We start from the raw sequence: 25,479 nt of genomic DNA, 5'->3' as shown, positions 1-25,479 counted from the left end.
TTTACGCCTTCCGGTCATTGAGGCGCCGGATAGATCAGTGACTTCACCTCGCCGCGCACCACCTTGCCCACCGGGTTGCGGGGCAGTGCGGCGACGACGTGAAGGGCTTTTGGCGTGCGCACCGGGCCGACGACCCCGCGCACGAAGGCGGTAAGGGCGTAGGCCGTGACGGCGGCGTCATCCAGCGCGACCACGGCCTCCAGCCGTTCGCCCCAGACATCGTCGGCGACGCCGAAAGCGCAGGCTTCACGCACGGCCGGGTGAGCGTTCAGCGCCGCCTCGACCTCGCCAGGATAGATGTTGTAGCCGCCGCTGATGATCAGTTCCTTCGAGCGACCCAGCAGATACAGATAGCCGCCCGCGTCCAGCCGCCCGATGTCGCCGGTCTTCAGCCAGCCATGGTGGCGGGCGCTCGCGGTCTGTTCGGGATCATCCAGATAGACGGTGGCGGCCAGGTCGCCACGGACCAGGATTTCGCCTTCGGCCTCTTCTGTTCTGACCTCGCCGTCGGCGCCCAGTAGGGCGACCGGGGTGTCCGGGAACAGCCGTCCGACCGAGGCGCGCAACTCGGGCCTCGCCATCTCGGCGGGCGACAGGCCCGCGATGGTCATGGGGGCTTCGGTCTGGCCGTAGAGGGTCGACAGCACCGGCCCGAACCGGGCAAGGGCCTCGGCGATTCGCGCGGGCGGCATGGGGGCGGCGGAATAGGTCAGGTGTCGCAGTCGGGCGAAATCGCTAGGGATGAACTGGCCTTCCTCCATCAGCAGATAGATCAGGGTCGGCGGCATGAAGACGGTGGTGATCCGTGCCTTCAGTTCGCGCAGGATGGCCTCGCGCTCGGGCCTGTCCAGCAGCACATGAGCCCCGCCCGCCGCCAGCACCGGCAGGATGTAGTGCGAGGCCCCGTGCGTCAGCGGCGCGACGGCCAGGTTCACGTCGTCGGGTTGGAAGTCATAGAAACTCTGGAGTGAATGCAGCGCCGCCGCGCCGCTGCGGACGCTCTGCAGCACGCCCTTGGGCACGCCGGTCGAGCCCCCGGTGAATTTCAGGGCGAAGGAGTGGTCGGGATCATCCGAAATCGGCGGCAGGACCGCTGTATCGATCGGGGCCGGGCGCCAGCCGTCCAGCGTCAGGTGATGAGCGGTCTCGCCCATGGCCTCTGCGGAGGCGGCGTCGTGCAGGGTCAGCTTTAGACCGGCGCGCTGCTGGAACAGACTGTTCAGTCGCGCCCCGTTGCGCGGGTTCAGCGGCGTCCAGACGGCTCCTGTACGCAGAATGGCCAGATAGGCGATGACATGGTCGGCGCTGTTGGCGGCGCACAGGCCGATCCGGTCGCCGGGCGTCACGCCGCGCGCGATCAGATCGGCGGCGGCGGCCTCGACCTGTGTGACCAGTTCGCCGTGGCTGATCGTGCGGTCGCCGTCGAACAGGGCGGGGCGATCGCGCTTGTCGGGCAGGCCGTCATATAGGGCGCGGATCGGGCGTCGGATCATGCCGCGCGCTCCAGGATGGTGACGACGGTCGCCGCCTCCTCGACGCCCAGAAAGCCGCCGCCGTTCTCGGCCGCCGCGATGCGGGCGCCCTCGACCTGACGTCTGCCCGCCTCGCCGCGCAGATGCTGGATCAGTTCATACAGTTGGCCGACGCCCGTGGCGCCGACCGGGTGCCCCTTGGCCACCAGACCGCCGGACGGATTGACTGGAGTGCGGCCGCCGAGCGCGAAATCGCCCGCCTTCAACCGCGCCCCGACCTCGCCGGGGGCGGCCAGGGCCAGGTTCTCGATCTGCTGCAGTTCGGCGTAGCTGGTGGCGTCATGGACCTCGGCCAGGTCCACGGCGTCGGGCCCTAGATCCGCCTGCTCATAGGCGGCGCGAGCGGCGCGGTGACCTATGTGGTTGGCGTAGTCGTCGGGCGCGCGGTCCGTCGCACTGACTAGGGCGCAGCCGCGTACCCGCACGGCGCGGGCTGCGGCGCCCAGCCGCGCCAGACCCTTGGCCGAACAGACGATCATGGCCGCCGCGCCGTCGCTGACGGGGGCGCACATGGCGCGGGTGAAGGGGAAGACGATCGGCTTGTCCGCCAGCACCTGTTCCACCGTCATCGGCGTCCGGTACTGCGACTTGGGATTGAGGGCGGCGGCCGTGTGGTTCTTGGCGGCGAGGCGGGCGAAGTCCTCCTGCGTCGTGCCGAAGCGGGCCATATGGGTGCGGGCCTGGGCGGCGTACAGGTCCATGAACAGGCTGCGGCTGTCGCCCGGCGCTTCGCCTCCCATCGCGGCGATATAGGCGAGCACGCCCTCGCGGTCGTGGATGTCGGTCCCGCCCATAAAGGCGGCGGCTACGCGCTCGGGCCGGCCAGGGAAGACCATCTTTTCGGCCCCGACGATCAGGGCGATGTCGCCCGCGCCCGCGCGCAGCCACTGGATCGCCTGATAGAGGGCGGTCGAGCCGGATGCGCAGGCGTTCTCAACATTGGTCACGGGGATGCCGGTCAGGCCCAGCGGGCGCAGGGCGATCTGGCCGCGTACCGTGTTCTGGCCCTCCAGCATGGGCTGGCGGGTGTTGGAGAACCAGGCGGCCTCGATGTCGCTGATCTCAGCGCCCGCGTCGGTCAGGGCGTCGCGCACGGCCTCCGCGGTCAGGCTCTTCACCGTGTCGGCGGGGCGTTTGCCCAGGGCGGTCATCGACACGCCGGCGATGAAGACTAGCGCCGTCATTCAGACGGCCGACGGCGCTGGACGATGCGGAAGCGCGAGGCGACGAAGGCCAGGTCAGCCAGGCAGGCGTTACCCGCTGGGTTCAGGCCGCTGACGTGATAGTCGCTATAGGCGGCGGCGAAGTTGATCCACATCGCGCCGGTCAGATTGATCGTCAGATTAGCCCCGGCCTGCTCGTAGAGCGGCGTCGAGCGGTCGATGAAGCCCTCGTCCGTCGAATAGAGATAAGAGGAGATCGAGCCTTTGGTGCGGGCCAGATGGGTCGCCTCGGCCACGGCGGCGCCGGCCTCCATCGTCACCACGAACAGGACCGGGCCGAAATGCTCCTCGGCGTAGAGGTCAGGCGCGGACCCGTCGATCGCCAGAACCAGAGGCGTCAGGGTGCGGGCCTGGGGGAACTGCGGGTGGGGGTAAGGGGCGGCCTCGCGCAGGACGCGGGCGCCGGGACGCTGTTCGACCGCTTCGCGCACGTCGGCCACGGCCTTCAGACTGACCTCGCCTTGAATGGCGCCCATGATCCCTGCGGCCATGGCCGGATCGTCAGCGATGGCGTCGATCTGAGCGACCAGGGCGGCGCCGAAGGCTTCGACCAGATCGGGGGCGACATAGACGACCTGGGGGCTGGTGCACATCTGGGCCGAGAACAGGCTGGCGGCGCGGGCCACGGCGCGGGCGGCGGCGTTCAGATCGGCGACGGAGTGGACCACCACGGTGTTGACGCCTGCCGTCTCTGTGAACAGCAGCTTGCCCGTCACCGTCCGTTCCAGATGGCCGCCGTAGCGTGGGCTGCCGGTGAAATCGACGATCTGGATGGCGGGATGATCGACCAGAACCTGAGCCACCGGCTCGGCCAGGGTGTCGACGGCCAGGGTGATCAGGTCGGGATCAAAGCCGAAGTCGGCCAGCACGCGGCGGCATTCCCGCGCGACGATGGCCATAGGCAGGACGGCGATGGGGTGGGGCTTGAGGATGACCGGATTGCCGGTCGCCAGACTGGCGAACAGGGCCGGATAGGCGTTCCAGGTCGGGAAGCTGGCGCAGCAGACCACCAGTCCGATGCCGCGCGGAACCAGGACGTAGGTCTTGTCCAGGCTGACAGCTTCGCCCGCGAAGTCGCGTTCGTATCGGGCGCTGCGGGTCACGTCGCGCATGGCCTTGGCGGCATAGGCCAGGGCCTCGACCCCCCGGTCCAGGGCGTTGGGGCCGGAGCCGCTGAAGGCTTGCGTATAGCTCTGACCCGCGACGTGCATGACGGCTTGGGCCATTTCGAAGTTCACGTCATAGAGGCGGGTCGCCATCTCGGCGCACAGGGCCAGACGCAGTTCGGGATCAGCGGCGCGCCAGTCGGGCCAGGCGGTCTGGGCGGTGACGATCAGAGCCTCGGGATCGCAGCGCGGATAGGTGATCCCCAGCGCCTCGCCGGTGAAGGGCGAGACCTCGGCGCCGACGCAGTCGACGACGCCGGGCAGGTCCAGATCGAAGGGACGGTTCAGCTGGGCCTCGAAGGCGGACTTGCCCGCGACGGGCTTGTCCGGGCCGTGGATCTTGGTCGAGGGCGATTCCTTGAACGGCGACCAGGCGGCGCGGGTGGACACGGCCTTGATAGCGGCGTCGATCAGGTCGGCGTGGCGGTCGATCAGGGCGCGGCGAGCGTCGGCGACGGGGAAGGGGGCGTTCATGGCGCTCAACCCATCCGTTCGACGATCATGGCCGAGCCGACGCCTTGCGCGCCCGCCGCCACGACCAGACCGTACCGGCCCTCGCAAGCGTCCAACGCGTCGAGCAGGGATGACAGCAGGATGGCCCCTGTCGCGCCCATCGGGTGTCCCTTGGCCAGATGCCCGCCGCCGACGTTGACCTTGTCGCTCAGGGTCGGGTGTTCCCTCATGAACTTGGCGATGGTGACGGCGAAGGCTTCCATGAACTCGATGCGGTCTATGTCGGCCAGGGTCAGCCCGGCCTTGTCCAGCACCTGCTCCATGGCCGTGAATCCGGCGGTCAGGGAGGCGGAGGGATCGCCCCCGGCCTCGGCCCAGGCGACAATGCGAGCGCGGGCGCCCCTGGCCTCGCCAGAGACCAGAGCCAGTCCGGCGCCGTCGCTCATCGGCGGGGCGTGGGCGACCGTGTGGCGGTGGTCGATCGCCCGACCCTCCAGCGCTTCGGCGTAGGGGGTGGCCAGGGCGGCGAAGGCGGCGGGCATGGCCGCCAGAATCTCGGCGGTGGTGCTCGCCCGGGCGGCTTCTTCCCGTTCCAGCCCGTTCAGCGGAACGCGCGAGGCCGTCAGCGGCGTGCCTTCAGCCAAGGCGGTGCGCTGCTGCGAAGTCAGGGCGGCGGCGTCCATCTCGGCCCGAGTCACGCCGATGTCCTCGGCCAGACGGTCGGCGGCGACGGCGACAGGAATGTAGCGGGTGCGGGCAGGGAAGGCGGCGTCTTCGTAGTAGTCGGCCTTGTCGCCCATGAAGGGCACGCGCGACATCATCTCGACCCCGCCGGCCAGGGCAGAGCGGACGGCGCCGGTTTCAACCATTGCCGCCGCCTGACCTACGGCGGTCAGGCCCGAGACGCAGTAGTTGTTCAGGGCGAAGGCGAAGGCGGCGTCGTCCAGACCCGCGTGCAGCTTGCTGACCAGGGCGACATTGGCCCCCTGGGCGCCGACCTGTCCGACGCAGCCCAGGACCAGGGCCTCGGCGGCGCGGGGCGTATGGCCGCGCGTCTCCATGGCGTCGATCAGGCCCGTGACCAGTTCGTGGGGTTTCAGGGCGGCCAGACCGCCGTCGGGACGGGCCTTGCCGCGCGGGGTGCGGACGGCGTCGTGAATATAGGCGTTCATCGGATCACCCCTTCGCCATCTGGTCGCCGCGCGCCCAGGTCCCGTGGAAGCCGGCCGGCACCCGCGCGGGCAGCATGACGCGGGCGACCGGCCCGGTCTCGAAATTCTGGGCGTCGATCACCTGAACCTCGGAGCGGCCGGTGTTCTCGTCGGTGACGAAGGCGATGACGTAACCGTCGTCCTCACTCTTGGCGTTCAGGCGCGGGGCGAAGGCGGGTTCCGAACCGAACATCTGCGGCTCGAAATCATAGGTTCGGGCGGCGCCGGTGGTCAGGTCGTACTTGATCAGACCCTTGAAGCGCTGAAGTTCGGTCTTCGACATGGCGACGTGATAGGACCAGCGGGTCGGCTGGGCCGCGTAGTCCAGATTGACCGCCGGGAATTCGCCGATGCGGTCGTCCAGCTGGCGCTTCTTCACCTCGCCGGTGCGCATGTTCATCCGCCATTCGACTGGCACGGCGTTCAGCGCCAGCACGTTCACCATGGCCGCATAGGGGCCGTAGTCGGGGTTCAGCGGATAGCCGTTGGGCGTCATCATGCAGGCGGCCATGACGACCTCGTCGCCGTCCTCCCAGCTGTTGACGACGTGGTAGATGTAGCAGCTGTCCGTTTCGAACCAGCGGATCTGGTCGCCACGGCCCCGGCGCGGCACGACGCCGAAGCGGGCCGGCTGGTCGGCGAAATGGATGTTCCACTGGCTCTTGCGCAGGCCGGCGTCGGTGAAGACCACGGGCAGGTCGTGCAGGATGACGTAGTTCTCGGTCAGGCCCATGTCGTGCGGCAGGCGCGGCCCGGGCAGCTCGACACGCTCGAAATGGGTCAGCTCATTATTGGCGCTGACCGTGCCGAAGGTCATCCACGGCTCGTAGAGCGAATAGTCGAAGAAGACGAACTCGCCGGTGCGCGGATCGACCTTGGAGTGGGCCGAGACATGGCGGGGCAGCTTGCCGCCGAAGGTCTCGATCCCGGTGGTCTCCAGGGTGCGCGCATCCACCCGGACCGGGTGGCCGGAGATGTACCACAGCGCCATCAGCGAGCCGTTGTGCAGGATCACGTCGGTGTTGGCCGTATCCTTGTAGACCTTGTCGCCGCGCGTCGAAGTTGGGTCGGTCCGGGTCGAGGGATACATGACCCCGCCCGCACCGCAGGCACCGTTCAGGCCGGCGATGTGGTCCGCCGAGCGGACGAAACGGTTGCGGTATTCCGCCTTGCCGTTCTCGAAATAGATGGCGTGCAGCATCCCGTCGCCATCGAACCAGTGATGCATCCCTTCGGGCGCCTGGGCCGGGTTCGGGCCGTTGCGGTAGAAGCAGCCGTAGAGGTCCTTGGGGATCTCGCCGATGACCGGCAGGTCCAGCGCCGTCGTCTCCTTCGCCACGGGCTCATAGGCGCCCTGCAGATAGGGATTCAGCGTGTTCAGCGGGCTGAGCGGACCGATTTCGATCCGGCGGGCGTCGTCGGCCATGGCGGCTGTTCCTTCCCTGTGTGGGGACGCGGTCGTGCTGCGTCCATCCTTGTATAAACGAACCATGGGTACTTTAGTCGTTTAACGCAAGTTACTTCGTCGTGGTTTCATTCAGCATGGCGGCCATCAACTGATCGAAGGCGGCGTTGCCGTCGCTGAAGGTCCGCCAGCCGTTCATGTCCATCAGGGCGGCGGCCTGGTCCGCCAGGTCGCCGGGCGTGAAGTCGTCGGCGAAGATCAACCCTGGTCCCTCGATCCGGGCGGCGGGCCGCACGGCGCCCGCGCCGGCCACTAGCGTCTGGCCGTTCAACGGACAGTCAGCCGACATCAGCCAACTGGCGACCGGAGCGACGCGCTCAGGCCCCATGCGGGCGGCGCTGGCGTCGTCCAGATATTCGGCGGTCATGCCGGTGGCGGCATAGGGGGCGATGGCGTTGCAGCCGACGCCGTGGGACGCCCCTTCCAGGGCGATGACCCGCATCAGGCCGATCAGCGCGGCCTTGGATGACGAATAGGCCGCCATGCCGTGAACGCCATGCAGGCCCGCCGCCGAGGTCGACATCAGGATGCGGCCCGACCCCTGGGCGCGCAGGTGGCGATAGATGGGCAGGGTCGGCGTCAGAGAGCCGAAGAAGTTGACCTCGAACACCTGTCGAAAGGCTTCGGTGGTCTGTTTGTGCAGGGTCTTGGCTTCGGGCGCGCCGGCGTTGTTCAGCAGGCCGTCGATACGGCCGAAGGCGTTCAGAGCCGCAGCCAGAAGCTGCTCGCCGGAATCAACCTCCTCGACCGCCAGAGGCGCAGCGACGGCCTGGCCGCCCAAGGCGATGATCTCGGCCACGACCGCCTCGGCCGAGCCGGGCGCGTCGGCGGCTCGAGGGCGGGTGTTGATTACGACGCGCGCTCCGCGCTGCGCCAGATCCAGAGCATAGGCCCGACCGAGGCCGCGCCCGGCGCCGGTGACGACGATCACCTGATCCTGAAGGGGGTTCATGCGTCGGCGCCTTCGGTCCCGGTCATGGCCCTGGGACGCGGCCAGGGCAGGAAACGCGGCGTGCGGGCGCAATAGGCGGCCCAGGCCTCGGGCCGGCTGCGCGCCATGTGCTGTTCCTTGAACGGCGCGGCCGAGGCGTAGCCCATGAACCAGCCGGTATAGAGGGGCGCGAGTACTGTGATCCAACCCCAGGGATGGGCCAGGGCCAGCACGAACCAGCCCGCCCACATGACGCTTTCGCCCAGATAGTTGGGATGGCGCACGATGGCCCAGGCGCCGGTGTCCAGCAGGCCGCCTCGGTTAGCGGGGGCGCGCTTGAAGGCGGTCAGTTGGCGATCCGCCGTGCTCTGCAACAGGAACCCCGTCAGCCAGACGGCGCCGCCCAGCGCCAACAGCAGTAGCGGGCGCGGCGCGGGCGCTGTCAGTATGAAGGCGAAGGGCGCGCACCACAGCCAGACGGTCACGCCTTGCAGCAGGTGGACCTGGAAGGCGCTCCACCACAACCACGTCGGTCCGAAGCTCTTGCGCCAGTGAGCGTAGGGCTGGCGTTCGGCGTGGATGTTGTGACCCCAGGTCTGAATCGCCAGTCGGATCGACCAGACGCCCAGGCTGACCAGGAACAGGCCGCTGAACAGGTCCAGCGGCAGGCCGGACAGGACGAAGATCACGCCCGCCGCCGCCAACGGCGCCAGCGGATAGGCCACATCCATCAGCCCGTGATTGCGGCGGATCGTGCCCGCGATCCAGCCTAGGGCGACGACGGCCAACACGACGCCGCCGCCGGCGACCCAGATGAACAAGGTTTCACGCAACGGCGAAGGCGGGGTCGCGAAGGCTGCGCCGAACGCCGCCAGCGGCGCCGCCATCATCACATAATGCCATGCTTTTCCGCGTGTTTTCTTCGGCATCAGGAAAAGCCAGGTTGCCGCCAGACAGACCCAGGCGAGGGCGGTGAACGTCCATCCATCCAGTCTCAAGGCCCCGTTCCTCCCTATCGCTTGCATAAAAAGACTTGCAAACATGGTTCGCTAGCGCAAGCTTCATTCGACCGAGGGAGCATCCGATCAACGGAGCCGGGGAGGTCAGGGAGCGAAACATGAGAAAGACCGCATTCAGCGCGTCGGCCGCTACGCTGCTGTTGGCCGCAGGCCTGGCTGCGCCGGCCGTGGCGCAATCAGCCCAGCCCGAGACCGCCGTCACGGTCGGCGACGTCGTCGTCACGGCCCAGCGCCGCGAGCAGAGCCTTCAGGACGTGCCGATCGCCATCACCGCCTTCAACGCCGAAGCGCTGGAGCGGACGGCTGCGACCGGCATTCAGGATGTGGCGGGCAAGGCGCCGGGCGTGACGCTGACCCAGTTCAACATCGGCGAGCCGCAGATCTTCATTCGCGGCGTCGGCACGACCAGCGATTCCGCCGCCAGCGATCCCTCGATCGGCGTGTCCATCGACGAAGTGTCTATCGGCCGCGCGGGCGCCAGCTCCCTGGCCTTCCTCGATGTGGAGCGGGTCGAGATCCTGCGCGGACCGCAGGGCACTCTTTATGGGCGCAATGCCTCGGGCGGCGCGCTGAACGTCTATACGAAGAAGCCCCGTTTCGAGAATTCCGCCCAGTTGACGGGACGCCTGGGCAGTTTTGACGAGCGAGGCGTCGAGGCGGTGCTGAACCGTCAGTTGGGCGAAGATACAGCGGGGCGCCTGGCCCTGCGCTGGAATCAGAACGACGGCTACGCCGAGAGTCTGCCCAGCGGTCGCGGGCTGGAAGGGGGCGAACAGTTCGGCCTGCGCGCCCAGATTCTTCACAACGCCGGGGAGTGGAGCTTCCTGGGCGGCGTGGACTATTCGAAGGACGACATGCAGGGGCACGCCCGCATTCCGGTGCTGGCGTCATCGACCCCCGCCCCCTTCGTGACCCTGGTCAATTCGCTGCGTGCGGGCATGGATGTGCGTCAGAGCTTCTCCTCGGCGGACAACTATCAGAAGCGTGAAAACTGGGGCCTGACGGGTCGCGCCGATTGGACGGGCGCCCAGCATTTCGACGTCGTGTCACTGACCTCCTATCGCAGCAACGACTATAGCTGGCGTGACAACCTGGGCGGCTTGCCGTTCCCCGGCTTCCCCCTGTCCGTTGACGATCGGGCTGAAGAAAACGCCAAACAAATCAGCCAGGAGTTCCGCCTGACCTCCAAGTCGGGCTCGAACATCAACTGGGTCGCCGGCCTCTATATGTTCCGCGAAGAGGTCGAGCGGTCGGAGCGGTTCCTGGTTCAGACGGCCTTGCCGATCGCTCCGCCGTCGCTCGGCGGCGACACCACCTTCAATCAGGACGCGACCAACACCAGCTACGCCGTCTTCGGTCAGGCGACCATCCCGTTCGCCGATATCTGGGAGCTGACCGTCGGCGCGCGCTGGACCCATGATGAGCGAGAAGTGCATCAGGTCGCCATCGACAATGAAGGCGGCGCCAATCCGCCCGCGGGCATTCCGCTGGGTCCGACCGGGCAACCCTACAACGTCAAGGCGGACGCCTCATTCGAGGAGCCGACCTGGAAGCTGGCGCTGGCGGTCGAGCCGCTGGACAACATGCGCTTCTACGTCAGCTATGACCGAGGCTATAAGGCCGGCGCCTATCCCAGCGCCTCGCAGACCGGCGCCCAGGCCACGACGCCGCTGCGGTCGGAACTGCTCGACAACTATGAGATCGGGGCCAAGACGACCCTGGCGGGCGGACGGCTGCGCCTGAACGCGGCGGCCTTCATGCTCGATTACACGGACCTGCAGGTCTATGAATTGCTGGGCCTGACGCTGGTCACCTCCAATGCCGAGGCGGAGGTGCGCGGCTTTGAGGTCGAGACGGCGCTGGCGGTGAACCACAACATCACGATCGGCGGCTCCCATACCCAGCTGGACGCCAAATTCACCTCGAATGCGATATCGGGGAATCTGACGCTGCCGTATGATGGCAACATCTTGCCGCGTTCGCCGGACAGCCAGTTCACCCTGTATGCAGACGGTCAATGGGATGTCTTTGGCGGGATGCTGGCGGCCCGCGTTGACTATCAATGGACGGACGATTTCTACTTCGATCCTTCGAACGCGCCTGAAGTCCTGGTGCCGTCCTATGGTTTGGTCAGCGCATTCGCCTCGTGGGAGGCGCCCAGCGGCCTGAAGTTCTCAGTCTATGGCAAGAACCTCGGCGACGAGGAGTATCAGCAGCACATCATCAAGAACGCCAACATCGGCTTCAGTGTCTTTGGCGCGCCGCGATCCTTCGGCGTCGCGGTCAGCAAGACCTTCTGATCCATCCGTTCTCCGACAACTCGCCGCCCGCCCGACTTCGCGTCGGCGGGCGGTTTCTTGTCAGGTCGCCGATTGAGGCGCGGCTTCGACTTCCCAACGGATACGGCGAGGGTCCATCGGTTCGCCGCTGCCCAGGTCGCAGACGACCGGCGTAATGGCGTCGCCGCTGGCGCGATCGACGAGGGTCAGGGGCGCCTCGTCCGATCCGACCAGCCAGCGCTGGCTCCAGCCGTGCATGGCCAGCACGATGGGATAAAGCGCTAGGCCCGCCTCGGTCAGGCGGTATTCGAAACGCACCGGCGCGCTCTGATAGGGGCGCCGCTCCAGCACCCCGTGCAGCACCAGGCGGTTCAGGCGGTCGGCCAGAATGTTCGTCGCCACGCCCAGGGCGGCGTGAATTTCGTCGAAACGACGCAGGCGGAAATAGGCGGCCGACAGTACAGCCCAGCTCCAGTAGTCGCCCATGATTTCGGTCGAGCGATCGATGATCGGGCGGTCGGTTTCGATCGGCGCCGATCGGCGCCGACGCGAAGTCGGCGGGGGGATGACAACGAGGCCCGGTCCCGGCTTCCAGGCGACCTTGTCGGCCTTGACCTCGACCCCGTGCGCGCGGGTCAGGACGGCAGGCGTCAGTCGACGCCCGGTTTCGCGGTCGAAGAAGGCGATGGCGTAGCGTTCCTGCAGCGGGGACTGGGCCCAGACCTTCTCCCACTGACCCTGCACTACGGCGACGCCGAACATATCGAGACCCATCTCGGTCAGGCGATATTCCGTTCGCGCCCCCGTTTCGATCCGGGTCTGGACCAGCAGGCCGGCGGCTACCAGTTTCTGCAGTCGGTCGGTCAGCACGCTGCGCGGCGTGCCCAGGCGCTCACGCCAGACGCTGAACCGTCGCACGCCATAGAAGGCTTCGCGCATGATCAGCTGCGTCCAGGCGTCGCCGGTAATGGCGAAGGCGCGCGCGACCGGATTGCCCATGATCAGGGAGCGAATGTCGGGCTCGGTCAAATCCGTACCTGGCTGGATGGCGTATGGAATCCGCGAATCTCGCGCTAGCGCCCCCCATTATCGCCAGCGTCGCGCGTGCTTGTGTTGGCAGACCTATCGGCAGACGCCATGACAGTCAAACCTCGCACGCGGCAGCTTGCGGGGGCGAGTCTGGGCGGGAGCGACTACCGTTTTAACGTCATCAGAGCGCGAAGGTCGAGAGCCAATCCCGCGCGGCGACGAGGTCATCTGGATCCAGAGCATGATCGGCTTCGATGATGCGGGCGTCGAGTTTGGCTCCATCCTGGCGCAAGGCGGTCTCCAGCCCCGCGGCCATCTCGGCGAAGGGATCGCGCGCGCCGGTCAACAGCAGCACACGGGTTCCGGCCAGGTCCGCCGCCGGGGCCGTCTCCAGCACCTGAATGGCGCGGATCAGAATGGCGCGGCGAACGAGGCCGGGGTGCAGTTGCAGGATAGCGCCCAGCAGGTTGGCCCCGTTGGAGAAGCCGAGGAACGTCAGGCGGTCGACATCCAGCCCATAGCCGCTGACGGCGCCGCCGACGAAGGCGACGAAGGCTCCGGCCTCCGCGCGGATGTCGGCTTGGTCGTAGCGAGTCGGCTCGAAGCGCCGGAACCAGCGGTTGACGCCTTCCTCGGTCGCGCGCCCCCGCACGCCCAGAAGGGTGGCGCGCGGGTTCAGCCGATGGGCCAGCGGCATCAAGTCCGCTTCATTGCCGCCCGTGCCATGCAGCAGGACGATCACCGAACCGTCGGGATCTTCGGGCATGTGAAAGCGGTGTACGAAGGGCAGGTCTCGGTGCGGCGGGCGCGGTTCTCCCGGCAAGGCGAACTGCGGCAGCATGACCTTCAGGTCTTCGGCGCGCGCGGCGTCGCCGGGCGGCATGAGCAGGGCCTCGCCCAAAGTCTCCAGCGGTTCGTCGGCCGTGTAGCCGGGGGCGTCGGTGGCGTATTCCATCAACAGACCGGCCGGGTCGCGGACATACAGCGAGAGGAAATACTGCCGGTCATGGACGTTGGTGACGCCGTTGGCCTTGCCCAGCGACAGGCGCATGGCGCGAACGGCGTCCACGTCCGGCGCGCGGAAGGCGGTGTGGTCGATGGTTCCAGCGCCCGGAACGCCCGGCACATAGCCGGTGACGGCGCGCACATCGACGACATCCGTGTCCGAGATCATGCGCTGGACGGCGCCCTCGACCGGGCCGCGGCGGTAGCCGAAACGGGCCACGAAGTCGGCGGTCTCTTCCGGTTTTTCGGTGAACAGGGTAACGGCGCGCAGACGCGTCGGCGCGATCGGATCGGCCAGGGGCGCGGCGGCGGGCAGGGCGGCGCCCACTAGCTTGATGATGACGCCGTCCGGGTCTTTCAGTCTCAGCACCGGCTCGCCGAACTCGCGCGTCGGGCCTTCGACAGGGATGCGGGCGCTCATGGCGCGGGTCAGCCAGTCGCCGATGCTGGCGGGCGGCACGGCGAAGGCGATCTCGGCCGCCTGGCCATGGCCGACGCGGCCCGAGGCGCCGGCTTCCCAGACCAGGAAGGTGACGACGCTGCCGGGGCTGCCGACGGCGTCGCCATAGAAGAGGTGAAGCTGTTCAGCGTCTTCATAGCCGCCGGTTCGCTTGATCAGTTTCAACCCCAGAAAGCCGACATAGAAGTCGACATTGGCCTGGACGCACGCGGTGATGGCGGTGACGTGGTGCAGGCCCGTGGTCACGCAGCGGCCTCGTCGGCCAGAACCTTCTGAACGGCGGGGTCGGCGGCCAGGCGATCGTGCAGAGCCTGGACGTGTGGGAAGTCGGCCAATCCGCCTGGGACGCGCGCGATGGCCCAGCGGATCATCGGGAAGGCATAGGCGTCGATCACCGAACGGCGGCCCAGCACCCATTCCTTATCGGTCAGGTGGTTGTTCAGGATCGTCAGTTGCTTGCGCACCAGGGCGTGGCCGGCCTCTACCGCTTGCGCGCGTTCAGCCTCGCCGCCGGTGGTGTAGCGGTAGGGCATGAAGACCGGGAAGAAGGCCGGGTGAAGGTCGCCCGTGAAGAAGGACGACCAGCGGTGGGATTCAGCGACTTCGCGCAGGCTGTGGCCGCCGGCCAGGTCCGCCTCGGGGTGCTTGGCGGCGAGGTAGTCCAGAACGGCTCCAGCCTGGGTCAGCAGCCAGCCATCGTCCTCGATCAGCGTCGGCACCGCGCCGGCCGGGTTCACGGCCAGCAGTTCGGGCGAGCCATAGCCCACTTTCACCGCCGAATAGGGCGCGCCTATCCATTCCAGAACGATATGCGGAGCCAGCGAGCAGGCGCCTGGAGCGAAGTAAAGGGTGGTCATGAAAGCGGATCCAGTTGCGGTTCGGCTGCGACACTAGCGCCGAAGGCCGGGAGGTGGAACCGGCGCCAGAGCTGCGGCGGCGTCCAGCGTCAGCAGAGTCCGGCGCTGTAGCCCGTCATGCTTCCATCGGCCGCAATGACGTGGTGGCAGGGCAGGATGATGGAGATTGGGGTGAGGGCGTTGGCGCGACCGATGGCGTCTAGGGGCGCAGCGCACCCAGACGTGGCGGTTGCAGGGCAGCGGGGCTGACCTTCACCGCTGAGCGCGGCTTTGAGCGTCGCCTGGCCGGACGCATCGAGACGGGCAGGCACGGCGTGTCCGATCCCCTGATGGGCCGAAGCTAGGAGGGCATGACGTCAGACGCAGGAGGCGCCGGCTTCATGGGCTGAAGATGAGGGCGATCCCGGTTGATGGGGGCCTGGGAAGCCGAGCGTTCTGAAATTCATCGGTCGTCGCTCTGGTCAATCCGGCGCTGTCCCAGTAGCCCTACATGGGAGCACTGGGGGACGATCATGCGTGGCGAGATTCTGACATTCGATCAGGCGACCGGGATGGGCGCGATCCTGGGCGATGATACGGCGCGCTATCTGTTCAATGTCACGCAGGTGCGGACATCCTTGCCGCTAACGCGCGGGCAGAAGGTCGATTTCGTCCCCGGCGCGGATCTGCAGGCGACCGAGATCTTCGTGCTTCAGGCGGTCGCCCCGCCGACCTGGACGGGGCAGGCCGCCAGCCGGGGCGGCCAGTTCGACCTCGGTCGGGTGATCCAGCGCACCTTCACGACCATTCGCGAAAACGCAGCGATTTTTTTCGGCGCGGCGACGGTCATGGTCGGGGCGCCCAGCGCCGTCATGGGCCTGGGCCAGAGCACGGCCGTCACCGGCGGCGCCGCCGTCGGATTCCTGACGATGGCGGCGGGCTGGGTGTTCTATCTGGTGGGCCTTTACATGCTTCAGGGCATGGTCATGAAGGCTGCGGTCAACGGCTTCAACGGCAAGACGACCTCCTTTGGCCAGGCGTTCGATGTCGGCGTGAAGATGTTTCTGCCGCTGCTGGGGCTGGCCATCATCGCCGCCCTGGGCGCGGGACTGGGCTATCTGGCCCTGATCGTGCCCGGTGTGATCCTTTCGGTGATGTGGTCGGTCGCCTCGCCCGCCGTGGTGGTCGAGAAGCGAGGCGTGTTAGAGAGCCTGCAACGCAGTCGCGATCTGACGCGCGGCTATCGCTGGAACGTGTTCGGCCTGATGGTCATCTATGTGATCCTGTCGTGGATCATCGGGGCGGCGGTCGGCGCGCTCGGTCTGGCGACCGGCGGCGGCTTCTTCGACGGCAGTCCGAATCTGTGGGTCAATGCGGCGTCCGGCGTGGTGGTCAACATCCTGTCGGCGGTGGTCGCTTCGGCCGGGGTGGCGGCGCTCTATTACGAACTGCGGACCGTCAAGGAAGGGGCGGGGCCTGAGGCCCTGGCCGCCGTCTTCGACTGATGGGGCCGCGGCGTCAGACGTCGTGCTTGTCGCGACGCCGCACGCCCATCAGCAGCTTCTGCTCCAGCCGCCCACGCACGGCGGCGTAATAGGCGCTGAGGAAGTCGCGGTCGGTCTGGTGTGGATCGCGCGACCATCCGATTTTCACCATGATGCGGTCGGCGACGGCGCGCATGGTCTTGCGCTCGCCGGTGCGCAGGACGGATTCCAGAACGTGCAGCTCCTTGGCCCCATAGGCGTCCAACTGCGCCAGGGTGAAGTCATACCTCGCCAGTTGTTCCGACCCGTCGTCGGCCATGTCGCGGGTCAGCTTGCGGCGTGGGGTGCGCACCACCCAGGTGCCGCCGACCAGGTCGCCCAGGCGCAGCCGGTCGCGGTTGAACAGGGGGAAGAAGACGAAGATCGCCGCCCAGACGAAGGCCAGCAGATACATCCAGCTGTCGACCCCGCCCTGACCCGCCTGCGTCACCAGAAGCGACAGCGGCAGGAAGACCTCCAGCTCGCGCATGGCGTTGCGCGCGAACACCGATTCCGCCCGCAGCCGCCCGCCGTCGCGTGAGGCGACGCGCAGGCCCATCGCCCGTTTGCCGGGCGTGGCGGCGGCGGCCGACAGCTCGAAAGCGGTGAAGTAGAAGTTCCTTAGCAGGAAGAAGACCACCAGCCACAGCACGGCGACCAGTTCCGCGCCCGCTTGCCCGGCTGCGCCTATGGCGCCGACGCCGGTGAAGATCAGGGCCAGGGTGAAGGCGATCAGCACGCCGATGATGATTCCGGCGTCCAGCAGGAAGGCCGCCGCCCTTTGCCCCGCGTCGCCGATGTTCAGCCGCAGGTCGACGCCCTCGGGCGTGATGAAGGGGCGCTCGGTCTTGTCGATCTTCGCGGCGTCAGCGGACACGAGACGCCTCCCGTCTCGGACCATAGAAGTAGAGCCCCCAGATCAGGGCCGTCACGCCCGCCACGGCGTAGCGCAGGCCGGTGTCGGCGATCAGCTGCCGCCCGAAGCCCTCTAGCAAACCGGCGAGCAGCAGCATGACGATGACCCCGCCCATGACCACGCCGGCGGTTCGTCCGGCTTGAACGGCGGCGTCCAGTCGGTGCGCCCGGCCGGGGAAGGCGACGGCCCAGCCGATCTTCAGACCCGCGGCGCCGGCCAGGATGACGGCGAACAGCTCGGTCACGCCGTGGATCAGCAGCCAGCCGCCCAGCTCGACCCCCAGGCCGCGGCTGGCGAACAGGGCGAAGAAGGCGCCCAGCGTCGCGCCGTTGTAGAGGATTAGCAGTCCGGTCGGCAGACACAGGGCGAAGCCCAGCGCAAAGGCGAACAGGGCGACCTTGGCGTTGTGGGTGAACAGGAAGGCCGCGAACACCGACAGGCCGTCGGCGTTCTCGGTCCCGTCCAGCGTGGCGCGCAAGGTCGCGGTCGAGGCGCCCGGATCGCGGCCTCCGGACAGGTCGCCCGGCACAAAGGCGTAGAACCATTCGGGATCGTGCATCACCAGCCAGCCGCCGACCACGGCGCCCAGCAGCATCAGGGCGGCGGACACCAGGGTCTCGCGCCACAGGCCTTTGACCGAGGCGGGCCAGTCATGGCGGAAGAAGGCGGTCAGCCGGTCGCGCAGCGTCGCCCGCGAGCCGTAGACGAAGAAGTAGGCTCGCGCCGACAGCGTCTCCAGATAGTCGATCAGCCCTTGGTCCAACGACGTCTCGCGCGCCACCGACAGGGCCGACAGGGTCGAACGGTACAGCACGGGCACGGCCAGGATCTCTTCGTCGGTCAGTTTGGACGCCGAGCCCTTTTCAGCCTTGTCCATCAACCGCTCCAGGCGGCGCCAGTCGTCTTCGCGCGCCTGGCGGAAGCGTTGGCTTTTCAGCAGGGGGGCGTCGGTCACAGCAGATCCCTCCGCTTCAGGTCCAGATAGGCGTTGACCGCCTCGGGCCCGACCTGATCGGCGGGGGCGTCGACGATGTGGGCGCCCATGCGGCGCAGACGGCTGATGACCGTTTCGCGTTCGCGCAGCAGGCTGGCGGCCACGACGGCGCGCGACACGTCCTCGGCCGTTTCTGGCGCGGCGGCGGCAAGACCCTCCAACTCCTCGTCGCGCAGAACGACGAACAGCACCAGGTGGCGTTTCAGCAACCGGCCCAGGGACTCGATCATCAGCTCGGCGGCGGTGGAATCGGTGAAGTCGGTGAAGACCACGATCAGGGATCGGCGCTGAAGCTGTCCCGACAGGGTGGCCAGGGCCAGGGTGTAGTTGGTCTCGTGCGTCGAATAGTCGACCCGGCCGACGACGGTCTGCAGGGTGCGGAAGGCGTTCATGCCGCCGACGGCGCCGGTCGACAGGCGCGGCCGGGAATCGAAGGCGAACAGGCCCGCCCGGTCGCCCGAGCGCAGGCAGGCGTAGGACAGCAGCAGGGCCGCATGGATGAAGCGGTCCACTCGCGGCATTCCGCCGACCGGCTCGCAGGCGGCGCGCCCGCAGTCCAGGGCCATGATGACGTTGTGGTTGCGCTCGGTGCGGAATTCCTTGGCCAGCAGGGCGGCGTGGCGGGCCGACTGCTTCCAGTCGATGGCGCGCCGGTCCATGCCGGGCTGATAGTCGCGCAGGGCCTGGAACTCGGCGCCTTCGCCGATGTCCAACTGGGCCTTGGATCCGAACAGGGCGTCGCGAGCGAACAGGCGCACCGCTTGATCGCGCACCCACTGCAGGTCGGTCAGCACCGGCGCCGATAGATCCAGGCGGAACGTCTTCTGCTTCCAGGCCAGACCCATCGGGCCGCGCCAACGCACCCAAAGCTCATGCAGGGCCGCGTCGCCGCGTCGCTCGGGCGTGAAGGGGAAGGCGAGGACGGCGACATGGTCGCGCACCCCGGCCTGGCGCGGGGTGTCGTCCACGCCCAGCTTGGCCTCGCCCGACAGGGCGGCTTCGACCTGATGCGGTGCGCGGCCTTGCGCCGCGAAGCGCGCCGTCAGCCCGACCAGGCTCGGTCGCCCGACGGCGGCGCGCACCGGCTCGGGCGCGTCCAGCGTCAGGCCGGAGCGAGAGCCGGTCAGCAGGGCGTCCAGCGCGAACAGCGCCGTCACGCCCGCGATCCAGACCGGACCGGCCAGCCAGCCGACGGGCGTCAGCACGCCGGCCAGCAGGGCGACGGGCGCTCCCGCCGCCAGGACCGTCACCGCACGTCGGGTCGGATAAATCACCGGGGCGCCGCCACCTGATCCACCAGGCCGGCCAGCACCTGCTCGACGCGGCGGCCCTCGATCTCGGCCGCGGGCGACAGCACCAGGCGGTGGCGCAGGGCCGGGATCGCCAACGCCTTCACGTCGTCGGGGATGACGTAGTCGCGACCGTCCAGGGCGGCGCGGGCGCGGGCGGCGACAGCCAGCATGGCCCCGGCGCGCGGCGAGGCGCCCGTTTCCACATCGGCGGAATCGCGCGTGGCCCGCACCAGGGCGGCGATGTAGCCGACGACCTCGTCCGTCAGCCGCACCTGGGCCACGGCGTCTACGGCGGCGGCGATGGCGGCGGCCTCGGCCACGGTCTCGACGCCTAGGGCGACCGGGTCCATCTGGCCGGTGCGCGACCCGTGGGCGGCGATGATGGCGCGCTCCTGCTCCAGATCGGGATAGCCGAGGACGTGCTTGAACAGGAAGCGGTCCAATTGCGCCTCGGGCAGGGGATAGGTGCCCTGCTGCTCGATCGGGTTCTGGGTGGCGACGACGGTGAAGCGCGGGCTCAGCGCATGGGCCTGGCCGTCGATGGTGATGTTGCGCTCCTGCATGGCTTCCAGCAGGGCGGCCTGGGTCTTGGGCGGGGTGCGGTTGATCTCATCGGCCAGCAGCAGCTCGCAGAAGATCGGCCCGCGCGTCAGGGTGAAGCTGGACGTCTGGAAGTTGAACAGGTTGGACCCCAGGATGTCGCCCGGCATCAGGTCCGGCGTGAACTGGATGCGGCCGTAGTCCAGCCCGACCGAGCGGGCGAAGCTGTGGGCCAACAGGGTCTTGGCCGTGCCGGGCGGGCCTTCCAGCAGGACGTGGCCGCCCGCGAACAGGGCGGTCAGCAACAGGTCGACTGCGCCGTCCTGGCCCACCACGGCCTTGGCGATCTCGGCGCGGATGCGCTCGGCGATCGTCTTCACCTCATTGACGTGCACGGGTCAGCTCCTGGTTCCAGCGATAGAGGGCGGCGGCGACCCGCATCAGGTCGCCGGGGGTTTTGGCCGCCCTGGCCTGATCGGCCAGGACAGAATAGGTCGCGTGCGCGCCGGTGGTCCGGCTGACGCGGTCGAGGAAGGCGTCGAGTTCGTCCTCGCTCAGGCGGCGCGGGGCGCCGATGGCGCGGGCTACGGCGGCGCGGGTCAGCAGGGCGTAGGGCGCAGCCATGTGATGTTCGCGCCGAGCCAGCCGCACCAGCCCCGCCGTATTGTCGGCCAGCCCGCGCTTGCCCAGGGCGATGACGCGGCCGCTCTCGCGCGCGGGGCCGAAACGCACGACGGCCTGATAACCGGCGAAGACCGCCAGCGCCGCCAGCACCAGCGTCATGCCCAGGAGCGGCGGCTCCAGCATCAGCCGCAACAGGCTGCGCGTGCGCTGCATTCCGTGCAGCGTCAGGTCGAAGATGACCGGCGCCTCCTCCGCTCGCACGACGTCCAGCAGGGCGACGGCCGTGCGCGCCCCATTCAGCGTCTTCAGCCCGTGGGTGCTGAGCAGATCGGCGTCGGCCAGCACATAGACACGCGTGGTCGCATGCATGGCCAGAACCGGGCGACCCTGATCGTCCGTCACGACAGGGACCCAGTCGGGGCCGGACAGGGTCTTCAGCGCATCGACATCCACCGGCGCGCCGAAGGGCGTGCCGTCGGGGCGTTTCAAGGCGACGGCCGCGCGGCCGTCGCGCGATTGCAGGCGGGCGCCCTGACGCAGGTGTTCGCTCAGCGGCGCGAGCGAGGCCTGGGCGGGCAGCAGACCCATCGTGCGAACCCAGCCAGGGTGCTCGGGGTCGGGCGCCGCGCTCCATTTGGGCAGGACGATCAGGGTCGCGCCGGCATGGTTGATGTCGTCGATCTGTTCGGGCTTGGCGTTGGGCGTCGGCGTCAGCACCAGCAGGCTTTCGTCCGAAGAGGGCGTCAGGGGGCCTCGGCTCATCGTCACCGGCACGCCGAGGTTTCGCAGCAGCACCGGCGCCGCGCCGAATCCGGTCGAGCTGCGCGACAGGGCGTGGCCGCCGCCGTCGTCGCCGGACTTCAGTTCGGGCGCATAGGCCGACAGCACGCCCAGCCCGGCCAGGGCCACGACGCTGACCAGCAGTAAGCTGATGAGGACGACGGGTGAAAAGGCGTTCCCGGCCGCCTTGGCGGAACGGCTCATGCGCGCCAGCCCTCGGGCAGGGCGAAGGCCTCATAGGCCTGGCGACAGTCGGCGAAATCCTGGGCGTCCACGGCGGCGCCGCCGAACAGGCTGCGTTCGACCACCCGGCCGATCCGTTCAAAGGCGGGTCGCGCCGCCTCGGGCAAGGCTTTCAGGCGGGCGATTTCGCGCGCGGTCAACGACACCCGCAACGCGCGCGGCTGGCGTTTTTCGATGTCCTGCACGCTGCGCAGCAACAACAGGTGGGCGGCGTCGGCGTATTGTCCACGCGCGGCCAGGGCGTCAGCCTCGGCCAGCAGATCGCGGGCCGCCTGAACGTCCGGCCGCCAATCGGCATCGACCGGCGTCGCCGGCTTGTCGGGCTTGGCGGCGGGTTTTCGCAGCCGCAGGATCTCGCGCACGATGGCGTAGAGGATCAGCCCGGCCAGCAGGGCCAGTCCGATCCAGAACACCCATTTCAGCATCGGCGCCAGGAACTGCAGCGTCTCGCCGATCCAACGCAGCCAGCCGGGAGTCTGCGGCGGGTCGAAATTGGCGCGGTCGAACTGAAACGACGGATCATTCAGCAGGGCGGCGTGCGCCTGCAGGATCGTCTCGTTGGAAGCCGAGGCCTCTCCCTGCATTCCAACGTTCCTCGACCCCATGCTTCAAGCCATAGAGCCGGAGACGGTCAAGTCAACCGACAGGTCGCACGGCTAGGGGGATGTTCGGGCCTGCTCATGCGCTCCATCGCGAAGGAGACAGCGACCTCAGCTGTTTGAAACGGCGACGACGCCGATGACGGCCGCCGCAACGAGGACGCAGACGGGCAGCACCCACACCTGGATCAGCGCCGTCGAGCGAGAAACTCCGCCTTCGGCCACATCATCGCCCTCGAACAGCCGGGGTCTCTTTTTCGGCTGGTGAGGGACGCGTTCATGCTCTCGAGACGTCATTGCCCGCTCCATCATCCGTCACTGAACAGATGTTGAGCGTGACGACCAACCGGATGGTTCTGAAGGTCCGGTTGGTCTTTTGGGGCTAGGCCGGAAGCTGACTTCGGCGCCTATGAACCTGATGGGTCACATGGGCCGAAGTTGGGGCGGGAAAGGCAGTTCAAACTCTGAACGCTCGGGCGCGACGCCGAAGGTCGCCTCGCCGTCGCGGCCCGCGTAACGGTCCAGCAGCGTCGAATAGGTATGGAAGCGGATGGTGCGGGTCTCGGTGTCGAAGGCCATGAAACGCAGCCAGCCTGCGCCGCCGTTGGCTGATCCGGCCTGGCAGTCCGGTCCGACCGTGTTGCCCTGATAGTCCTGGATCAGCTGATAGACGGGATGGCCCGCCTCGTTGCGGTCGATCCGCAGGTTCTCGCCGTTGGACACCCCTTCGACCGGGCGGGTGTAGTTGTGCCCGCTCAGGACCATGAAGATCATCGCGTTCTTGCGAATGAAACGGTCCCAGACCTGATCGGGCGGCAGGTTGTCGGCGCCCGCGAAATAGCTGTCGTAGCCGTTGGATCGCTCCTGAACGTCAGGCTTCAGCCATTCATGGGTGGTGACGATGACGGGCGTGTCGGGATGGGCGTCGATCACGCCCTGGGCCCAGTCGAGCGCGGTCTGCGGCGGCTGCATCTCCAGCGACAGGTGCAGGAAGGACATGCCGCCGGCGGTGAAGGTTTGGAAGCTGTTCAAGCCGTTCGTCGAGGCGCCGCCGTACCAGGCTTTGCCCATGAAATGGCGCGACTGCGGGCCGAAGTAGAAGTTCCAGGCGCGGCCGCCCGCCAGCGGTTCGGAGACGCCGTCGTAGCCTCGCCATGAATAGTTGTCGTAGTCGTGGTTGCCGGGAACCATGCCGAACGGCAGGCCGCTGTCAGTCAAGATCGAGACGGCGCGGTTGGCGATGTCCCATTCCTCGCGCGTGTCGAAGACCTGGTATTCGCCCTCGGCGTCGGGGATGGCGCGTCGGAACTGGCCGTCGCCGTGCTGGACGATGTCGCCGACGAAGGTGACGAAGGCTAGGTTCTTGTCCTGGCGGGTCTCGACCAGATAGCGCATCTGCTGGTCGAAGGTGGCGGCGCCGCGCGGTTGGGGCAGGGTGACGTCGGCGTAGTTCTGGGTGTCCGAGACGACGGCGATGGTGAAGATCTCGGCCCAGGCCGGAACCGCCGCGCCCAGCAGCGCCGCGCTGAAGGCGACCGCTGCGCCCAGGTGTTTGAACGTCGTCATAGGTGGGGCATCCCGAAGCAGTGATGCAGCCGCCCTTAGCGACGCTGTGTGACGCTTTGGCTGCGGCGACATCGCTGAGCGCGCCGGACGCGCGCTGATACGGAAATGTCGTGCGACCGACATGAGGCGGTGATGCTGCGGCGCCATTGGGCGCGGCGTGAACCAACAGCCAAGCCAGCCTTTCGACAGGGACGATGCGACGTCCGCCCTGACGTGCGACGAGGGATTCGCGGCGCTGACACGGCGGCTGCGAGCGCCGCTGACGCGCTTCTTCCTGCGGCGGTCGACGTCGCCGTCGGATGCGGAGGAGATGGTTCAGGATCTGTTTCTGCGCCTGATGCGCCGCGCGGATCTGATGAGTTTGCAGAACGTCGACGGCTATGTCTTCGAGGCGGCGGCCAACATCGCGCGGGATCGGGGGCGTTATGAGCAGGCGCGGGGGCAGGGCCTGCACGTCGAGATCAATGACGCGCTGGCCGAATATGACGCGCCCGACGCCGAACAGATCATTGCGGGGAGGCAGCGTTTGAAACGGATGCTGGCGGCGCTGGACGCCCTGCCGCCGCGGGCGCGGGCGGTGGTGATCCTGCGCCGGTTCGAGAACCTGACCTATCCGCAGATCGCCCGTCGCCTGGGCATTTCGGTCAGTGCGGTCGAGAAGCACATGGTGCGGGCGATGTCGGCGCTCAGGGTGGACCTGGTCGAGGGGGATCGCTGATGTCGCCGATTCATCTCCGACCCGACGACGAGGAAACGGCCGATCCGGCCGCCTTCTGGTTCGCGCGCATGAACGGCGGCGATGCGCCCAGCCCTCAGGACGAGATCGCTTTCCGACAGTGGCTGGACGAAGATCCTGGCCATATCCACGACTATCGCGCGTGCCAGCAGGCGTGGCGGATGCTGGAGCTTGAGGCGGGACAGCCCGAGGTGCTGGCCCTGCGCGCCGCCGCCCTGGGGCGTGCCGATCGGGGGACGACGCGGCGTCGCGCCCTGTTGGGTTTGACCGGCGGGGCCATTGCTGCGTCATGCGGCGGGTTGTGGGTGATGACGGCGTCGTCACCGGCGCGGGCGCTGATCGCGACCGAGGCAGGGCAGCGGTTGACCGCGTCCCTGCCGGACGGGTCGGAGGTGACGCTGGCGCCGTCGTCCCGGTTGCGCCTCGACTACGGCGCCGAACGTCGCGCGGCGGTGCTGGAAGCGGGACAGGCCTATTTCCACATTCAGCCCGACGCCGCGCCCTTCGTCCTGCGCGTCGGCGATCGGTTGATGACGACCGAACAGGGACGTTTCCAGGCGACCCATGCGGATCGACGACCGGAGGCGGTGGTCGAGCAGGGGCGGCTGCGGGTGGCGGAAAGAGGCGGTGCGGGCGCAGCCCTGATGTTGACGGCCGGGCAGGGCGGGCTGGCGCGCGGCGACGAACTGCGCGCCGCGCCGGCAGATGTCGAGGCCGAAACGGCCTGGCGGATGGGGCGCCTGGTCGTACGGGACCGTCCGCTTCGCGAGGTGGTCGAACGCTTCAACCGCTATTCGGCGGAGCGGCTGACGTTGACGGATGCAGCGGCGGGGGAAATCCGTATCTCAGGCTCCTTCCGCTATGACGGCGGGCAGGAGTTCGCCCTGGCCCTGGCGCGCGGGTTCGGCCTGTCGGTGCGGCGCATGCCGGACGGGGACTGGCGCATCGGATCTCCCGGAAAAGCGTCTGACGGAACGGCTGCGCTTTGATGAAATTTCCACGACGGGGTGGGGTTCTGTGGAGAGGCCTCCGTTTCTGAGGGGGAGCCGCCGACGAG

Annotated in this window: 23 protein-coding genes; 4 read left to right on the top strand and 19 right to left on the bottom strand. The window is 68.1% G+C overall.

The window, feature by feature from the left end:
* Positions 1–14: 14 nt before the first annotated feature.
* The 7 genes from AC3IPP_RS12020 to AC3IPP_RS11990 all read right to left on the bottom strand — a co-directional run bounded on the left by AC3IPP_RS12020 (position 15) and on the right by AC3IPP_RS11990 (position 8,871).
* Positions 15–1,493 (bottom strand): class I adenylate-forming enzyme family protein, encoded by a 1,479-nt coding sequence (locus tag AC3IPP_RS12020; protein ID WP_489149161.1) that lies wholly within the window; start codon positions 1,491–1,493, stop codon positions 15–17.
* Positions 1,490–2,716 carry a thiolase family protein gene (locus AC3IPP_RS12015; RefSeq protein WP_489149160.1) on the bottom strand — a complete coding sequence of 409 codons (1,227 nt, stop codon included), beginning with the start codon at positions 2,714–2,716 and terminating at the stop codon, positions 1,490–1,492. The genes AC3IPP_RS12020 and AC3IPP_RS12015 overlap by 4 nt, the downstream gene beginning before the upstream one ends.
* The gene (locus AC3IPP_RS12010; RefSeq protein ID WP_489149159.1) at positions 2,713–4,395 is read right to left on the bottom strand and encodes an aldehyde dehydrogenase family protein; all 1,683 of its coding nucleotides are present in this window, start codon (positions 4,393–4,395) and stop codon (positions 2,713–2,715) included. The genes AC3IPP_RS12015 and AC3IPP_RS12010 overlap by 4 nt, the downstream gene beginning before the upstream one ends.
* Positions 4,396–4,400: 5 nt before the next feature.
* Entirely contained in the window at positions 4,401–5,546 is a 1,146-nt protein-coding gene (locus tag AC3IPP_RS12005; RefSeq protein ID WP_489149158.1) for a thiolase family protein, read from the bottom strand.
* Positions 5,547–5,550: 4 nt separating this feature from the next.
* Complete coding sequence (locus AC3IPP_RS12000) at positions 5,551–7,011, bottom strand: carotenoid oxygenase family protein (protein WP_489149157.1); 1,461 nt, start codon at positions 7,009–7,011, stop codon at positions 5,551–5,553.
* 91 nt (positions 7,012–7,102) lie between these two features.
* The gene (locus AC3IPP_RS11995) at positions 7,103–8,002 is read right to left on the bottom strand and encodes an SDR family NAD(P)-dependent oxidoreductase (protein ID WP_489149156.1); all 900 of its coding nucleotides are present in this window, start codon (positions 8,000–8,002) and stop codon (positions 7,103–7,105) included.
* On the bottom strand, positions 7,999–8,871 hold the full coding sequence (locus AC3IPP_RS11990; RefSeq protein WP_489149155.1) for a DUF1295 domain-containing protein: 873 nt from the start codon (positions 8,869–8,871) through the stop codon (positions 7,999–8,001). The genes AC3IPP_RS11995 and AC3IPP_RS11990 overlap by 4 nt, the downstream gene beginning before the upstream one ends.
* A gap of 227 nt (positions 8,872–9,098) precedes the next feature.
* Here AC3IPP_RS11990 and AC3IPP_RS11985 point away from each other — a divergent pair, with 227 nt between their 5' ends.
* Positions 9,099–11,300 (top strand): TonB-dependent receptor, encoded by a 2,202-nt coding sequence (locus AC3IPP_RS11985; protein ID WP_489149154.1) that lies wholly within the window; start codon positions 9,099–9,101, stop codon positions 11,298–11,300.
* Positions 11,301–11,360: 60 nt separating this feature from the next.
* Here AC3IPP_RS11985 and AC3IPP_RS11980 read toward each other — a convergent pair whose 3' ends face one another.
* From AC3IPP_RS11980 to AC3IPP_RS11965, 4 genes are all read right to left on the bottom strand, one after another.
* On the bottom strand, positions 11,361–12,308 hold the full coding sequence (locus AC3IPP_RS11980) for a winged helix-turn-helix transcriptional regulator (protein ID WP_489149153.1): 948 nt from the start codon (positions 12,306–12,308) through the stop codon (positions 11,361–11,363).
* Between the two features lie 181 nt (positions 12,309–12,489).
* A complete protein-coding gene (locus tag AC3IPP_RS11975; protein WP_489149152.1) occupies positions 12,490–14,019 on the bottom strand; it encodes a VOC family protein in 1,530 nt (509 codons plus the stop codon).
* Positions 14,016–14,630, bottom strand: a complete 615-nt coding sequence (locus AC3IPP_RS11970) for a glutathione S-transferase family protein (RefSeq protein ID WP_087141270.1) — start codon at positions 14,628–14,630, stop codon at positions 14,016–14,018. Before AC3IPP_RS11970 ends, AC3IPP_RS11975 begins: the two co-directional genes overlap by 4 nt.
* 89 nt (positions 14,631–14,719) lie before the next feature.
* Positions 14,720–14,941, bottom strand: coding sequence for an MGMT family protein (locus AC3IPP_RS11965; protein WP_489149151.1), 222 nt, complete (start codon positions 14,939–14,941; stop codon positions 14,720–14,722).
* 201 nt (positions 14,942–15,142) lie between these two features.
* On the opposite strand from AC3IPP_RS11965, the gene AC3IPP_RS11960 reads away from it, so the two are divergent.
* Entirely contained in the window at positions 15,143–16,114 is a 972-nt protein-coding gene (locus tag AC3IPP_RS11960; RefSeq protein WP_143276114.1) for a YciC family protein, read from the top strand.
* A gap of 13 nt (positions 16,115–16,127) precedes the next feature.
* Here the strand turns inward: AC3IPP_RS11960 and AC3IPP_RS11955 are convergent, their stop codons facing one another.
* The 8 genes from AC3IPP_RS11955 to AC3IPP_RS11920 form a co-directional block, all read right to left on the bottom strand.
* Positions 16,128–17,009, bottom strand: a complete 882-nt coding sequence (locus AC3IPP_RS11955) for an RDD family protein (RefSeq protein ID WP_256968258.1) — start codon at positions 17,007–17,009, stop codon at positions 16,128–16,130.
* Entirely contained in the window at positions 16,999–18,003 is a 1,005-nt protein-coding gene (locus AC3IPP_RS11950) for a stage II sporulation protein M (RefSeq protein ID WP_256968257.1), read from the bottom strand. Before AC3IPP_RS11950 ends, AC3IPP_RS11955 begins: the two co-directional genes overlap by 11 nt.
* The gene (locus AC3IPP_RS11945) at positions 18,000–19,316 is read right to left on the bottom strand and encodes a DUF58 domain-containing protein (protein WP_489149150.1); all 1,317 of its coding nucleotides are present in this window, start codon (positions 19,314–19,316) and stop codon (positions 18,000–18,002) included. The genes AC3IPP_RS11950 and AC3IPP_RS11945 overlap by 4 nt, the downstream gene beginning before the upstream one ends.
* Positions 19,313–20,269, bottom strand: a complete 957-nt coding sequence (locus AC3IPP_RS11940) for an AAA family ATPase (RefSeq protein ID WP_489149149.1) — start codon at positions 20,267–20,269, stop codon at positions 19,313–19,315. Before AC3IPP_RS11940 ends, AC3IPP_RS11945 begins: the two co-directional genes overlap by 4 nt.
* Positions 20,256–21,482, bottom strand: coding sequence for a DUF4350 domain-containing protein (locus AC3IPP_RS11935; RefSeq protein ID WP_489149148.1), 1,227 nt, complete (start codon positions 21,480–21,482; stop codon positions 20,256–20,258). The genes AC3IPP_RS11940 and AC3IPP_RS11935 overlap by 14 nt, the downstream gene beginning before the upstream one ends.
* Positions 21,479–22,105, bottom strand: coding sequence for a DUF4129 domain-containing protein (locus tag AC3IPP_RS11930; protein ID WP_489149147.1), 627 nt, complete (start codon positions 22,103–22,105; stop codon positions 21,479–21,481). The genes AC3IPP_RS11935 and AC3IPP_RS11930 overlap by 4 nt, the downstream gene beginning before the upstream one ends.
* 126 nt (positions 22,106–22,231) lie before the next feature.
* The gene (locus AC3IPP_RS11925) at positions 22,232–22,417 is read right to left on the bottom strand and encodes a hypothetical protein (protein ID WP_489149146.1); all 186 of its coding nucleotides are present in this window, start codon (positions 22,415–22,417) and stop codon (positions 22,232–22,234) included.
* A 126-nt stretch (positions 22,418–22,543) separates the two neighbouring features.
* The gene (locus tag AC3IPP_RS11920) at positions 22,544–23,686 is read right to left on the bottom strand and encodes a metallophosphoesterase (RefSeq protein ID WP_489149145.1); all 1,143 of its coding nucleotides are present in this window, start codon (positions 23,684–23,686) and stop codon (positions 22,544–22,546) included.
* 157 nt (positions 23,687–23,843) lie between these two features.
* Here AC3IPP_RS11920 and AC3IPP_RS11915 point away from each other — a divergent pair, with 157 nt between their 5' ends.
* Together AC3IPP_RS11915 and AC3IPP_RS11910 are read left to right on the top strand one after the other, a co-directional pair.
* Positions 23,844–24,404 carry an RNA polymerase sigma factor gene (locus AC3IPP_RS11915; RefSeq protein ID WP_489149144.1) on the top strand — a complete coding sequence of 187 codons (561 nt, stop codon included), beginning with the start codon at positions 23,844–23,846 and terminating at the stop codon, positions 24,402–24,404.
* Entirely contained in the window at positions 24,404–25,411 is a 1,008-nt protein-coding gene (locus AC3IPP_RS11910) for a FecR family protein (RefSeq protein ID WP_489149143.1), read from the top strand. The genes AC3IPP_RS11915 and AC3IPP_RS11910 overlap by 1 nt, the downstream gene beginning before the upstream one ends.
* Positions 25,412–25,479: the final 68 nt, after the last annotated feature.

The organism is Brevundimonas sp. KH_060, from assembly GCF_057838275.1.
The sequence above is the reverse complement of the archived record's forward strand: the minus strand, read 5'-3'. Positions and strand labels throughout refer to the sequence as shown.

Bases quoted from the DNA above. Each gene is read 5' to 3' on its own strand.
- AC3IPP_RS12020 (WP_489149161.1), bottom strand. From the start codon at position 1,493: ATGATCCGACGCCCGATCCGCGCCCTATATGACGGCCTGCCCGACAAG.
- AC3IPP_RS12015 (WP_489149160.1), bottom strand. From the start codon at position 2,716: ATGACGGCGCTAGTCTTCATCGCCGGCGTGTCGATGACCGCCCTGGGC.
- AC3IPP_RS12010 (WP_489149159.1), bottom strand. From the start codon at position 4,395: ATGAACGCCCCCTTCCCCGTCGCCGACGCTCGCCGCGCCCTGATCGAC.
- AC3IPP_RS12005 (WP_489149158.1), bottom strand. From the start codon at position 5,546: ATGAACGCCTATATTCACGACGCCGTCCGCACCCCGCGCGGCAAGGCC.
- AC3IPP_RS12000 (WP_489149157.1), bottom strand. From the start codon at position 7,011: ATGGCCGACGACGCCCGCCGGATCGAAATCGGTCCGCTCAGCCCGCTG.
- AC3IPP_RS11995 (WP_489149156.1), bottom strand. From the start codon at position 8,002: ATGAACCCCCTTCAGGATCAGGTGATCGTCGTCACCGGCGCCGGGCGC.
- AC3IPP_RS11990 (WP_489149155.1), bottom strand. From the start codon at position 8,871: ATGATGGCGGCGCCGCTGGCGGCGTTCGGCGCAGCCTTCGCGACCCCG.
- AC3IPP_RS11985 (WP_489149154.1), top strand. From the start codon at position 9,099: ATGAGAAAGACCGCATTCAGCGCGTCGGCCGCTACGCTGCTGTTGGCC.
- AC3IPP_RS11970 (WP_087141270.1), bottom strand. From the start codon at position 14,630: ATGACCACCCTTTACTTCGCTCCAGGCGCCTGCTCGCTGGCTCCGCAT.
- AC3IPP_RS11960 (WP_143276114.1), top strand. From the start codon at position 15,143: ATGCGTGGCGAGATTCTGACATTCGATCAGGCGACCGGGATGGGCGCG.
- AC3IPP_RS11935 (WP_489149148.1), bottom strand. From the start codon at position 21,482: ATGAGCCGTTCCGCCAAGGCGGCCGGGAACGCCTTTTCACCCGTCGTC.
- AC3IPP_RS11930 (WP_489149147.1), bottom strand. From the start codon at position 22,105: ATGCAGGGAGAGGCCTCGGCTTCCAACGAGACGATCCTGCAGGCGCAC.
- AC3IPP_RS11925 (WP_489149146.1), bottom strand. From the start codon at position 22,417: ATGACGTCTCGAGAGCATGAACGCGTCCCTCACCAGCCGAAAAAGAGA.
- AC3IPP_RS11920 (WP_489149145.1), bottom strand. From the start codon at position 23,686: ATGACGACGTTCAAACACCTGGGCGCAGCGGTCGCCTTCAGCGCGGCG.
- AC3IPP_RS11910 (WP_489149143.1), top strand. From the start codon at position 24,404: ATGTCGCCGATTCATCTCCGACCCGACGACGAGGAAACGGCCGATCCG.